The sequence below is a fragment of the Pseudoduganella buxea genome (assembly GCF_009720835.1).
GTDB lineage: Bacteria > Pseudomonadota > Gammaproteobacteria > Burkholderiales > Burkholderiaceae_D > Rugamonas > Rugamonas buxea.
In genome coordinates this window covers 39059-51623 of the sequence record NZ_WNKZ01000006.1, presented here as the reverse complement: position 1 = coordinate 51623, position 12565 = coordinate 39059, and the positions used below count along the sequence as shown (strand labels likewise).

At 69.5% G+C, this 12565-nt stretch carries 8 protein-coding genes; 6 read left to right on the top strand and 2 right to left on the bottom strand.

Annotated elements, in window-relative coordinates; all coding sequences use genetic code 11:
• The first annotated feature begins 15 nt into the window (after nt 1-15).
• Nucleotides 16-5547: a hybrid sensor histidine kinase/response regulator gene (locus tag GM672_RS03820; protein WP_229417541.1), complete on the top strand. Its 5532-nt coding sequence runs from the start codon at nt 16-18 to the stop codon at nt 5545-5547.
• A gap of 140 nt (nt 5548-5687) precedes the next feature.
• Here the strand turns inward: GM672_RS03820 and GM672_RS03815 are convergent, their stop codons facing one another.
• Complete coding sequence (locus tag GM672_RS03815) at nt 5688-6989, bottom strand: S41 family peptidase (RefSeq protein ID WP_155469199.1); 1302 nt, start codon at nt 6987-6989, stop codon at nt 5688-5690.
• A 28-nt stretch (nt 6990-7017) separates the two neighbouring features.
• Nucleotides 7018-8463 (bottom strand): cryptochrome/photolyase family protein, encoded by a 1446-nt coding sequence (locus GM672_RS03810; RefSeq protein WP_155469198.1) that lies wholly within the window; start codon nt 8461-8463, stop codon nt 7018-7020.
• Nucleotides 8464-8668: 205 nt separating this feature from the next.
• Between GM672_RS03810 and GM672_RS03805 the strand changes: the two genes are divergently transcribed.
• From GM672_RS03805 to GM672_RS03785, 5 genes are all read left to right on the top strand, one after another.
• Nucleotides 8669-9325: a YqgE/AlgH family protein gene (locus GM672_RS03805; RefSeq protein ID WP_155469197.1), complete on the top strand. Its 657-nt coding sequence runs from the start codon at nt 8669-8671 to the stop codon at nt 9323-9325.
• Between the two features lie 77 nt (nt 9326-9402).
• Nucleotides 9403-9741 (top strand): Holliday junction resolvase RuvX, encoded by a 339-nt coding sequence (ruvX, locus tag GM672_RS03800; RefSeq protein WP_371867024.1) that lies wholly within the window; start codon nt 9403-9405, stop codon nt 9739-9741.
• A 1-nt stretch (nt 9742) separates the two neighbouring features.
• Nucleotides 9743-10264, top strand: coding sequence for a bifunctional pyr operon transcriptional regulator/uracil phosphoribosyltransferase PyrR (gene pyrR, locus GM672_RS03795; RefSeq protein WP_155469195.1), 522 nt, complete (start codon nt 9743-9745; stop codon nt 10262-10264).
• Nucleotides 10257-11222 (top strand): aspartate carbamoyltransferase catalytic subunit, encoded by a 966-nt coding sequence (locus tag GM672_RS03790; RefSeq protein ID WP_155469194.1) that lies wholly within the window; start codon nt 10257-10259, stop codon nt 11220-11222. Before pyrR ends, GM672_RS03790 begins: the two co-directional genes overlap by 8 nt.
• Nucleotides 11223-11238: 16 nt before the next feature.
• A complete protein-coding gene (locus GM672_RS03785; RefSeq protein ID WP_170299916.1) occupies nt 11239-12555 on the top strand; it encodes a dihydroorotase in 1317 nt (438 codons plus the stop codon).
• Nucleotides 12556-12565 lie beyond the last annotated feature (10 nt).

The following is a 12565-nucleotide window of genomic DNA, read 5'->3' as shown; positions in this document are numbered from 1 at the left end:
TAGCCTGAGGCAAGCATGATCCAGAACGATTTTTCGATTCCACCTCCGTTCGATACCGGCCCGCTGTCCTGGGTCATGGGCGAGATCCGCGAAGCGCTGGGCCGTTCCCGCACGGCCCTGTTCGAGGCGGGCGGGCTGGAGCCGGAAGATCAGGCCACGGCGCTGCGCCATGCCAAGTCGCACCTGCACCAGGCCCACGGCGCGCTGCTGATGGTCGACGTCGAGGGCGTCGTGCTGCTCACGCAGCTGGCCGAGGAAGCACTGGAACGCTTCAAGAACGGCACCCTCAAGTGCAGCACGGACAACGTGCAGGTGGTGGCCCGGCTGTACCAGGCCATCGTCGAATACCTGGAAGAGCTGCTTGACGGCGAGCCGTTCCAGCCGGTGCGGCTGTTCCCGTACTACCGCGCGCTGCAGGAGCTGTTGGGCGCGCAGCGCATCCACCCGGCCGACCTGTTCTTCCCCGACCTGTCGCGCTGGCCGGAACTGCCGGCTGCGGGCGCGCCGGCACCGGCCGATTTCGGCGCGCTGCGCCAGCGCTTCGAGCGCGCGCTGCTGCCTTACCTGAAGTCGGGCGAAGCGGCGCACGCGGCGGCGCTGCGCGACGTCGTCGCCGAAGTGGCGGCGGCCCAGGGCGAGCGCCGGCCGCATGCATTCTGGCTGGCGCTGCAGGGCTTCGCCGAACTGGTGGCCAGTGGCCAACTGGGCGCCGGCCTGTATGCCAAGCAGCTGTTCGGCTTGATCAACCTGCAGCTGCGCCGCCTGGCCCAGGGTGCGCCGGAGACGCCGGAAGCGGGACTGCGCGATGCGCTGTTCTTCATCGCCGCCGCCGATCCGGCCACCTTGCCGCCGCTGGCACTGGAGCTGCGCCGGGCCTGGGCGCTGGACGGCCTGGTGCCGCCCGATTACGACGTCAAGCGCTACGGCCAGATCGACCCGGATGCGCTGGCGCGCGCCCGCGAAGGCCTGGCCCAGGCCCGCGCCGTGTGGCAAAGGCTGGAGCAGTCCGGCCCGGCGCCGGCGCTGACGGCCGAATTCGGCCAGGCCCTGGCCCTGGTGGCCGCCGCCAGCGACAAGCTGAACCTGCCGGCACTGGGCGCGCTGATGCGCCAGCTGGTCGTCACGGCCAACACGGTGGTGCCGGCCGGGCGCAGCGAGGAACTGGGCCTGGAGATGGCGACGGCCCTGCTGTTCGCCGGCCATGGGCTGGAACAGATCCGCCACCTGCCGGGCGACTTCACGGCCAACGCCGACACCATCGGCGCGCGCCTGGAGGCCCTGGTGGCGGGCCAGGTGCCGCCGGAACCGGCCCAGTGGCAGAGCGGCCTGACCCAGCGGCTGCGCCAGGACGACACGGTGGTGGCGCTGTCGCTGGAGATGAAGACGGCCCTGCGCCACGTCGAGAAGGTGCTCGACGAGTACCACCTCGACCCGGCCCGGGCGGGCGAACTGCGCGCGCTGGACGGCGTGCTGCACCAGCTGGAAGGGGCGCTGGCGATCGCCGACCAGGACGACGCCGTGGCGGCGGCCCGCCACGTGCGCGGCGCCATCGCGAAACTGGCGGACGACAGCAGCGATGCGGCCACGCTGGACGCCATTGCCCAGAACGTGGGCGCGCTGGGCTTCTTCGTCGACATGCTGGCGCAGAACGCCGACGGCGCGCGCGAACGCTTCGCCTTCGATGCGGCCCAGGGCACGTTCCGCGCCGTACCGTTCCGCAAGATCGCCGGTCCCGATACCATTCCCGTGCTGGAGGAGCAGGTCGCCGCGCCCGCGCCGCAGGCCGTGCCCGAGCCGCCGCCGGAGCCGGCACCGGCGGGCCGCGCCGACCAGGCCATCGAGGCCGAACTGCTGGAGATCTTCATCGGCGAGGCCCAGGAAGTGCTGGCCTTCGTCGGCAGCACCCTGGCCCAGCCCCGGCTGGATGCCGGTTCGGTGGAAAACCTGGCCATGCTGCGCCGTTCATTCCACACGCTCAAGGGCAGCGGCCGGATGGTGGGCCTGAACCAGTTCGCCGACGCCGCCGGCGCCGTCGAGAAGACGATGAACGTGTGGCTGGCCGAGGCCCGCCCCGTCAACGAATCGCTGTTCGGCCTGCTGGAATGGGTGGCCGCCGAATTGAACGGGTGGGTCGACGAGCTGGTGGCGAAGGGTGTCTCGCCCCGTAACGCGACCGCGCTGGTGGAAGCGGCCACGCGCGTGCGCGACGGCGAGCCGTTCGTGCTGCCGCGCGACAGCCGCAGCGTCGAAGCGCCGGCGGCGCCGCCGTACGTGACGGACGAACACGCGGCCGCCGTACCGGTGGAGCAAGCCGATACCGAAGCGCACACCGAAGCCGAAGCCTTCACCGCAGCGGCCGCGCCGGACGAGAACATGACCTTCATCGGCCGCCTGGCCGTGCCCACGCCGTTGTTCGACATCTACGTCGCCGAGGCCCGGCAGCTGGTGGCCCGCATCACGCGCGACTTCGCGCTCTGGCGCCAGGCGCCGGGCAGCAGCGTCGATCCGGACACCCTGCAGGCCGTGCACACGCTGACGGGCACGTCCGCCACGGTGGGTTTCAAGGCCCTGCGCGACCTGTCGTATGCGCTGGAACTGGTGCTGCAGGCGCAGCAGGAGCCGGCCGCCTCGCCCGATCCGGCCCAGCACGACCTGTTCGATTTCGCCATCGAGCGCATGCGCCAGCTGGTGCACGCGTTCGCCGGCGGCGACATGCCGTCCGACCAGCCGGAGCTGATCGCCGCGCTGGACAAGCTGCGCGAGGACCTGGCACGCGCGCCGCAAGCGGATACGGCACTCGACGCGCAGCTCGACAACCTGCTGGCCGAGATGGAAGCGCAGCCGGTGCCGCCGACGCAGGAGCTGGACGACGCCGACGAAGCCGACGACACCCCGCAGCCGCCCGAACCCATCGACGAACTGGCGGCGCGCCTGGACGCGCTGTTTGCCGATACCTACAAGGCCTTGCTGGCCGAACCGCCCCCGGCGCCGGAACGGGGCGCGCCAGCGCCCAAGCCGCAGGTGGCGACGCAGGACGAAAGCATCGACGACCTGTTCGCCGCCGCCTTCGACGACGCCTTCGCCGAACCGCCCCTGACGCAAGCCGCGCCCGTGACCGAGTCCTGGGATGCGGGCGTGGTGGTCGAGCCGCCCGCGCCGCCGGCCGTGGAGACGCTGGTCGGCAGCGCACCGGCACAGGCCGAGCCGGAACCGCCGGCGGCGGCCGAGGTGCCGGTGCAGCCGGAGGACCTGGCAGGGGACGAGCAGGACGTCGAGATCGTCGTGCTGGCGACCAGTTCCGATGCGCTGGCCACGCTGGTGGACGACGAACTCGATGCCGACCTGCTGCCCGTGTTCCTGGAAGAGGGCGCGGACCTGCTGCCCCAGGTGGGTGCCGCGTTGCGCGCCTGGCAGCAGGCGCCGGGCGAGACGGTCCACGCCAACACGCTGCAGCGCGTGCTGCATACCTTGAAGGGCAGCGCGCGCATGGCCGGCGCCATGCGCCTGGGCCAGCACGCCCATGAAATCGAAACGCACGTGGAAAGCATGGCCAACGCCGGCAGCGCCACGCCGCACGCGTTCGAAGAGCTGCTCGCGCACTACGATCACGCGTTGCTGCTGTTCGAGCAGCTGCAGCATCCCCGCAGCGCCGCCGCGGCGCCGGCGTCCGATTCGCCGGTGCACGTCGCGCCTGCCCAGCCGCAAGGCGCGCCGGCCGATGCCGGTGATGCCGCCGCCCAGGTGCCGCTGGTGCGCGTGCGGGCCGACCTGCTCGACCGCCTCGTCAACCAGGCCGGCGAAGTGGCGATTTCCCGCTCGCGGCTGGAAAACGAAGTGGGTACGCTGCGCACGGCCTTGTCCGACTTCCAGGAAAACCTGGCGCGGCTGCGCCGCCAGTTGCGCGAAGTGGAAGTGCAGGCCGAATCGCAGATCGCGTCGCGCCTGTCGGTGGCCGGCGAACGGGAATTCGATCCCCTCGAATTCGACCGCTTCACGCGGTTGCAGGAGCTGACACGGATGATGGCCGAAAGCGTCGACGACGTCGGCTCCTTCCACGACAGCCTGGTGCGCTCCGTCGACAGCGCCAGCGACGACCTGGTGCAGCAGGCGCGCATGACGCGCGAGCTGCAGCGCGACCTGATGCGGGTGCGGATGGTCCCCTTCGGCAGCATCGCCGAGCGGCTGTACCGGGTGGCGCGCCAGAGCGCCAAGGAGCTGGACAAGCGGGTCAACCTGGACCTGCGCGGCGCCGGCGTCGAAATGGACCGGGGCGTGCTGGAACGGATGGCGGCCCCGTTCGAACACCTGCTGCGCAACGCCATCGTGCACGGCATCGAGCCACGCACGGCGCGTGCCGCCGCCGGCAAGGCCGAAACGGGCGAACTGCTGGTGCAGGTGAGCCAGCAGGGCAACGAGATCGTGCTGGCGTTTTCCGACGACGGTGCGGGCCTGGACCTGGACCGCATCCGCGCCAAGGCCCGCAGCCTCGGGCTGCTGGGCGAGGATGCGGCGCTGGACGATGCGGCCGTGGCCGACCTGATCTTCCAGCCCGGCTTCTCGACGGCCGACACCCTGACGGAACTGGCCGGACGGGGCGTCGGCATGGACGTGGTGCGCTCCGAAGCCCAGGCCCTGGGCGGGCGCGTCGAAACCGTCAGCACGGATGGGCAGGGCACGCGCTTCACGATCCACCTGCCCCTGACCCTGGCCGTGACGCAGGTGGTGCTGCTGGCCGCCGGTGGCCGCACTCACGCGCTGCCGGCCGTGCTGGTCGAGCAGGTGCTGCAGGTACGGGCCGGCATGCTCGAGCGGGGCACCCTGGACGTGCACGGCCAGGCGCTGCCCGTGCATTATCTGCCCACCCTGCTGGGCGACACGGGCGCGCGGCCGCTGGCGCAGCGCTCCCACCCCGTGCTGGTGCTGCGCGCCGGCGCCGAGCGGCTGGTGGTGCAGGCCGACGAAATCCTCGGCAACCGCGAAGTGGTGGTCAAGAACATCGGCCCGCAACTGGCCCGCGTGCCGGGCCTGGCCGGCGCCACCGTGCTGGGTTCGGGCGAGATCGTATTAATCCTGAACCCCATCCTGCTGATGCAGCACGTGGCGCAGCATCCGGAACTGCAGGTGGCGGCGCCGGCCGCTGGTGTCGACCCGGCCGCCAAGGCGGCGGCCAGCACCATCATGGTGGTGGACGATTCGCTGACGGTACGCAAGGTCACGCAGCGGCTGCTGGAGCGGGAAGGCTACACGGTGCTGCTGGCCAAGGACGGCGTCGACGCGCTTGAACAGCTGCACGAGCGCCAGGGCGGCGCCTTGCCGGACCTGATGCTGGTCGATATCGAAATGCCGCGCATGGACGGCTTCGACCTGACCCGCAACGTACGGGGCGATGCCCGCACGGATGACATCCCCATCATCATGATTACCTCGCGCAGCGCCGACAAGCACCGCAACTACGCCATGCAACTGGGCGTCAACGCCTACTTCGGCAAGCCGTTCCAGGAGTCGATCCTGCTGGGCGCCATCGCCGGGCTGCTGCCGGCAGGCTGAGCGCGGCGGCGGTGCCAGGAGAAGTCCGGGACAGTCCCGGACTTCTCCGACACGCCACGACCAGAATTCGGGGACAGTCCCCGAATTTTCCCAAGTGCCCCGGACTTTTCCGGGACTGTCCCCGAATTTTCCCGGGAGGCTTAGGCCTTGTCCGGTTCGAGCAGGGCGCCGGGCGGGCCGCCGGCGGGCGGATCGAGCACGAAGCGGGGCACGGACAGGGCCAGTCCCGAATTGGGCAAGGTGAAATTGCGCACGCCGCCTGATTGCGCGCGGCGGGCCGCGCCGCCGGTGCCGGCCAGCGTGGCGAAGCCGAAGTCGCGCATCACGTTGGCGAACAGGATGGCCGAGGAATACGTGGCCGGCCCGATGGCGACGCGCACCTTGCCGGCGAAACGCAGCGGGTGGTCCGGCTGCGGCGGACGCCACGTCGTAATTTCGCCCGTGACGACGTCGCCGGCCCGCTCGCCCTTCGCCGCATTCGTCTCCAGCACCTTCTTGCGATACGTCGATCCCGTGCGGTAGGGCTGCGTCGCCAGGCAAGGCAGCAGGCCGTCGAGCCAGACGGCGTCGTCGCCGCCGCCGTTGGCCGAAATGTCGATCACCAGGCTGCGCGTGCGGCGTTCGCGCAAGGTGGCGAACGCTTCGCGCAGGAAGGCCTGCACGCGCGCGGGATCGGTGGGCCCGAACGAGCCCACCGTCAGCACGGCGCTGCCATCAGGCTCGAAGTCGAGGCTGAACTGGCGTTCGAACGACGCCTCCTGTTGCAGCAGGTCGGGCGTGGCCGCGCTGGCGGGCGTGAAGACGGTCCACGTGCGGCCGTTGTGCGTCAAGGTCAGGTGGTGGCTGGCCGGCGCGCCGCGCAGCTTCCAGTGGTAGAACCACCAGCGCCGGCCCAGCAGGTGCATGCGAAAGCGTGCCGTGTCGCCGTGCACCCGCGCCAGCAGCGCCGCCGTGACGGCGCCGGCCGGTTCGCCGTCGATGGCGACGATGCGCGCGCCCCGCAGCGGCGTGGCCGCGCCGCCCAGCAGGGTGTCGATGGCGAGGCCGCTTGCGTCCAACGTCACCTCATAGGGGAACAGGGTGCCGCCGCCGTCCAGGTGGGCATGCACGGCGCCGCGCCAGTCGGGCCACGTCACGCACAGGTGGGCGTCGGCGAACAGGGGATTGATGGTCGCCAGCAGGGCCCAGGCGGCGTCGCGCGTCATGCCGTCCGTGATCCTGGCCGCCAGCCCGGCCAGCCCTGCGTCGAGCGCGGCGGGGTCAACGGAGAAGCGCAGGTCCGGATGGGTGTCGGCCAGCGTCTTGCGCAGGAAGGCCAGGTCGGCCTGCAGCTGCGCGGCCGTGAGGCCAGGGGAAGCTGCCGGCGCGCGCGGTGCGAAGGCCGCCAGGGCGGCCAGGGAAGTCAGGCCGGCGAGGGCACGGCGGCGGGCGTGATCGGGCATGGGATGGCGGCGGGTTGTGGAGCCGATACTATACGCCGGCCCCGGCCTTGACGACGGCATAGCGGGCCAAGGTGCGTTGCCGCGCCACGTCGTGCTGGACGATGGGGGCCGGATAGTCCGGCGCCTTGCCCGGCGCCAGCCACGGCGCGTGGATTTCCTTTGCGGTCAGCGTCGCCAGTTGGGGCAGGAAGTGCTTGATGAAGCTGCCGTCGGCATCGAATTTCTGCGACTGCGTGACGGGATTGAAGATGCGGAAGAACGGTTGGGCGTCGCAGCCGGATGACGCAGCCCACTGCCAGCCGCCGTTGTTCGAGGCCAGTTCGTAGTCGTTCAGCTTCAGCGCGAAGTACGCTTCGCCCCGACGCCAGTCGATGCCGAGGTCCTTGACGAGGAAGCTGGCCGTCACCATGCGCAGGCGGTTGTGCATGAAGCCCGTGCGGTTCAGTTGCAGCATGGCCGCGTCCACCAGCGGGTAGCCGGTACGCCCTTCGCACCAGGCGGCGAACAGCTCGTCCGCTTCCGGGCCGCTTTCCCACTCGACCTTGTCATAGACCGGCTTGAACGACGAGCGCACCACGTAGGGGAAGTGGAACAGGATCTGCTGGTAGAACTCGCGCCAGATCAGTTCCGACACCCAGATGGCGCCGCCGTCGCCGGCCGCGCCCCGCTCGGCCAATTCGCCCACGGTGCGCAGCAGGTGGCGGACCGACACGGTGCCGAAGCGCAGGTGCAGCGACAGCTGCGACGTGCCCGGCACGGCGGGATAATCGCGCGCCGTGCCGTAGGCCGCCAGCTTGGGCAGGAAGGCCTCGAAGGCTTCGGCGCCGCCTTGCATGCCTGGCGTGACGCCAACGGCAGCCAGGTCGACCTCGTCGAAGCCGATCTCCGCCAGCGCCGGCAAGGTGCTGCGCCCCGGTGCCAGCTGGGCCGCATGCGGGTCGACATGCCAGGGCGCCAGCACCTGCGGGTCGAGGTTGCGTTGCTTGAGCCAAGCGTTCTTGTAGGGCGTAAAGACGGTGAGGGGCCGGCCGGCCTGGGACAGCACCTCGCTCTTTTCGAAGATGACCTGGTCCTTGTAGGCGTGAAAAGCGCGCCCGGCCTGTTCCAGCGCGGCCGCGACGGTCGCGTCGCGTGCGATGGCGGCGGGATCGTAGTCGGCATTGACGTACACGGCGCCGGCGTTCAACGCTTCAGCCAGGGCCGGGATGACGGTGCGGGCGTCGCCATGGCGGGCCAGCAGGTGGCCGCCCAAGCCTTCCAGCTCGGCCGCCAGTTCCGCCAGCGAGGCGTGGATGAAGGCGACGCGGCGGTCGTCGCGCGGCAGCTCGTCGAGGATCGGCGTGTCGTAGACGAAGGCGCAGTACACGGCGCCGCCGTCCTGGCGGGCCTGCACCAGCGCATGGTGCAGGGCGGCGTGGTCGAAGGCGCGCAGGTCGCGGCGGAACCACACCAGGGTCGAATTTCTTGTAGGCATCTAATTTGTTCCAGGTCAAACGACAGGTGGAATTATTGCCTACAATCAGCCTTGCATGGCGCAGTGCAGGCCCCCGAAGTCAGATTCAGTGGCCGATCCGGCAATTCATAGTAAACTGTCGGTATGTCGTACGAAATTTCCATACGGGAAGCTTCCGTGCGGTGTATTCCGACCACGATACAGCCCCCAGCAGAGAGAGCAGCGTATGAAGAAAAGCAAAGTGAGCAAACCTCTACCTGTTCCTGGCCTGTTGCAGGGAAACAGTGACCCTTTGCAGCAATCTGACGCGATGACGACGCCTGCCTTGAACCTGGCCAATCATTTCCTGATCGCCATGCCATCCATGCAGGACCCCGTGTTCGGCGGCACCGTCGTTTACGTGTGCGAGCATAATGAAAACGGCGTGCTGGGCGTGGTCATCAACAAGCCCACGGACATGACGATGGAAACCCTGTTCGAGCGCATCGACCTGGAAGTGACGGCCGGGCGCGAGTCCATGGAAAAGAAGCCCATCATGTTCGGCGGCCCCGTACAGGACGACCGCGGCTTCGTGCTGCACACGCCGGGCGCGCGTTATTCGTCGTCGCTGACGGTCACGGGCGAGGTCGCGTTCACGACGTCGATCGACGTGCTCGAAGCCGTCGCCCGCGGCGCCGGACCGGAGCGCATGCTGGTGTCGATCGGCTACGCGGGCTGGAGCCCGGGCCAGCTGGAAGACGAAATCAGCCGCAACGGCTGGCTGACCGTGGGCGCCGATCCCGGCATCCTGTTCGAAACGCCGATCGAGGAGCGCTACGTCGCCGCCATGAAATTGCTGGGCATCGACCCGCTGATGCTCACCTCCGAAGCGGGCCACGCCTGACGTTCATGCCCGATCCAGTGACCGCACCAGAAACAGTATTCGGCTTCGACTTCGGCATCAAACGTATCGGCGTGGCGATGGGGAACACGATGATCGGCCACGCCAGTCCGCTGGCCGTCATCAAGGGCGAGGACAACCAGACCCGCTTCGCCGCCATCAAGGCATTGATCGACCAGTGGCACCCGGCGAAGATCGTCGTCGGCCTGCCGCTGCATCCGGACGGCGCGGAACACGAGATGACGGCGCGCTGCCGCCGCTTCGCCAACCAGCTGCACGGCCGCTTTGCCCTGCCCGTCGAGCTGGTCGACGAGCGCTATTCCTCCGCCGTGATTTCGGCCAAGCGGGGCGAAGTCATCGACGACCGCGCCGCCGCCATCATCCTGCAACAGTATTTTGATCAGCATCCACCACACTGACATGTCCCAATCCAATCCGAATACCCTCGATGCCGAGGCGCTGTATGCCGCCCTGCTGGAACAGGTCCGCGCCGGCATCGCCGGGGCCCACGAGCCGGCCATCGTCGGCATCCACTCCGGCGGCGCCTGGATCGCCGAGCGCCTGGCGCGCGACCTGGACCTGACGCAGCGCCTGGGCGTGCTCGACGTCTCGTTCTACCGCGACGACTACGCCAAGAAAGGCCTGCCGGCCGAAGTGAAGCCCACCAACATCGGCTTCGACGTCAGCGGCGCCACCATCGTGCTGGTCGACGACGTGCTGTACACGGGCCGCACCACGCGCGCCGCCATCAACGAGCTGTTCGACTACGGCCGCCCGGCGCGCATCATGCTGGCCGCCCTGGTCGACCGGGGCGAGCGGCAACTGCCGGTGGCGGCCGATTTCGTCGCCGCCCACACCCGCATGGGCGAGGGCGAGGCGCTGCGCCTGCAGCAGGCCGAAACGGGACAATTCAAACTGACCATCGAACGCGATCATGCTTAATCCGCAACTGAACAAACACGGCGAGCTGCAGCACCTGCTCACCACCGAAGGCCTGCCCCGGGCCATCGTCAACCAGATTCTCGACACGGCGTCGTCCTTCGTCGGCGTGTCCGACCGCGAGGTCAAGAAGGTGCCGCTGATGCGCGGCAAAAGCGTATTCAACCTGTTCTTCGAGAACTCCACGCGCACCCGCACCACGTTCGAGATCGCGTCGAAGCGCCTGTCGGCCGACGTCATCAACCTGAACATCCAGGCCTCGTCGGCCAGCAAGGGCGAGTCCCTGCTCGACACCATCGACAACCTGTCGGCCATGCACGCGGACATGTTCGTCGTGCGCCACGCTTCGTCGGGCGCGCCCTACCTGATCGCCAAGCACCTGCACGACACGCGCCAGAACCATGTCCACGTCGTCAACGCGGGCGACGGCCGCCACGCCCACCCGACCCAGGGCCTGCTGGACATGTACACGATCCGCCACTACAAGCAGGACTTCACGAAGCTGCGGGTGGCCATCGTCGGCGACATCCTGCACAGCCGCGTGGCCCGTTCCGACATCCACGCGCTGACCACCCTGGGCGTGCCGGAAATCCGCGCCATCGGCCCGCACACCCTGCTGCCGGGCGGCCTGGAACAGCTGGGCGTGCGCACCTTCACGAACATGGACGAAGGCCTGAAGGACGTCGACGTCATCATCATGCTGCGCCTGCAGAGCGAGCGCATGAGCGGCGCGCTGCTGCCGTCGGCGCAGGAGTATTTCAAGAGCTACGGCCTGACCCAGGAACGCCTGGCGCTGGCCGCGCCGGACGCCATCGTCATGCACCCGGGCCCGATGAACCGGGGCGTGGAGATCGAATCGGCCGTGGCCGATGGCCCGCAGGCCGTGATCCTGTCGCAGGTCACGTTCGGCATCGCGGTGCGCATGGCGGTGATGAGCATCTTGGCCGGTAATCAAGGTTAAACCCAGGGGTAATGCAGTGACGTCTATACATATCAAGAACGGCCGCGTGATCGATCCGGCCAACGGCGTGGACGCCGTCCAGGACCTGTTCATCGCCGACGGCAAGGTCGCCGCGCTGGGCCAGGCGCCCGAAGGCTTCACGGCCGCGCGCACCTTCGATGCCACCGGCCTGGTGGTGGCGCCCGGCCTGGTCGACCTGTCCGCGCGCCTGCGCGAGCCGGGCTACGAATACAAGGCCACCCTGGAATCGGAAATGCAGGCCGCCATGCAGGGCGGCGTGACCAGCCTGGTCTGCCCGCCGGACACGGACCCCGTGCTGGACGAGCCGGGCCTGGTGGAAATGCTGAAGCACCGCGCCCGTGGCCTGAACCAGGCCCACGTGCATCCGCTGGGCGCGCTGACGATGGGCCTGAAGGGCGCGGCCCTGACGGAAATGGCCGAGCTGACGGAAGCGGGCTGCATCGGCTTCTCGCACGCCGAAGTGCCCGTCGAGGACACCACCGTGCTGCTGCGCGCGCTGCAGTATGCCAACACCTTCGGCTACACCGTCTGGCTGCGCCCGCAGGACGCCCATATCGGCAAGGGCGGCGTGGCCCACAGCGGCCCGCTGGCGTCGCGCCTGGGCCTGTCCGGCGTGCCCGTGATGGCCGAGACCATCGCCCTGCACACCATCTTCGAACTGGTGCGCGCCACCGGCGCGCGCGTGCACCTGTGCCGCATCTCGTCGGCGGCCGGCCTGGAACTGGTGCGCGCGGCCAAGGCCGAAGGCCTGGCCGTGACGTGCGACGTCGGCGCCCACCACGTGCACCTGACGGACGCGGACATCAATTTCTTCGACCCGAACGCGCGCCTGACGCCGCCGCTGCGCAGCCAGCGCGACCGCGAAGCCATCCGCGCCGCCCTGCTGGACGGCACCATCGACGCGATCTGCTCGGACCACACGCCCGTCGACGACGACGAGAAGCTGCTGCCCTTCGGCGAAGCCTCGCCCGGCGCCACCGGCCTGGAACTGCTGCTGTCGCTGGCCCTGAAATGGGCCGAGGACATCGGCGGCCACCACGGCCCGGGCGACGCGCTGTTCAAGGCGCTGGCGCGCGTGACGTCGGCACCGGCCCGCGTGGCCGGCCTGGATGCGGGCCAGCTGGCCGTCGGCAGCATGGCCGACGTGGTGCTGTTCGATCCGAGCGCGCGCTGGCTGGTGGAAGCGCCGGCGCTGGCCAGCCAGGGCAAGCACACGCCCTTCCTCGGCTACGAGATGGTGGGCCAGGTCCGTGCCACCATCGTCGCCGGCCACGTGGCGTATGAACGGAAGGCCGGCGCGGCCAGCCGCTGAAGAGAGTCCA

Bases quoted from the DNA above. Each gene is read 5' to 3' on its own strand.
- GM672_RS03790 (WP_155469194.1), top strand. From the start codon at position 10,257: ATGCTTAATCCGCAACTGAACAAACACGGCGAGCTGCAGCACCTGCTC.
- GM672_RS03815 (WP_155469199.1), bottom strand. From the start codon at position 6,989: ATGCCCGATCACGCCCGCCGCCGTGCCCTCGCCGGCCTGACTTCCCTG.
- ruvX (WP_371867024.1), top strand. From the start codon at position 9,403: ATGGGGAACACGATGATCGGCCACGCCAGTCCGCTGGCCGTCATCAAG.
- GM672_RS03810 (WP_155469198.1), bottom strand. From the start codon at position 8,463: ATGCCTACAAGAAATTCGACCCTGGTGTGGTTCCGCCGCGACCTGCGC.
- GM672_RS03820 (WP_229417541.1), top strand. From the start codon at position 16: ATGATCCAGAACGATTTTTCGATTCCACCTCCGTTCGATACCGGCCCG.
- pyrR (WP_155469195.1), top strand. From the start codon at position 9,743: ATGTCCCAATCCAATCCGAATACCCTCGATGCCGAGGCGCTGTATGCC.
- GM672_RS03805 (WP_155469197.1), top strand. From the start codon at position 8,669: ATGAAGAAAAGCAAAGTGAGCAAACCTCTACCTGTTCCTGGCCTGTTG.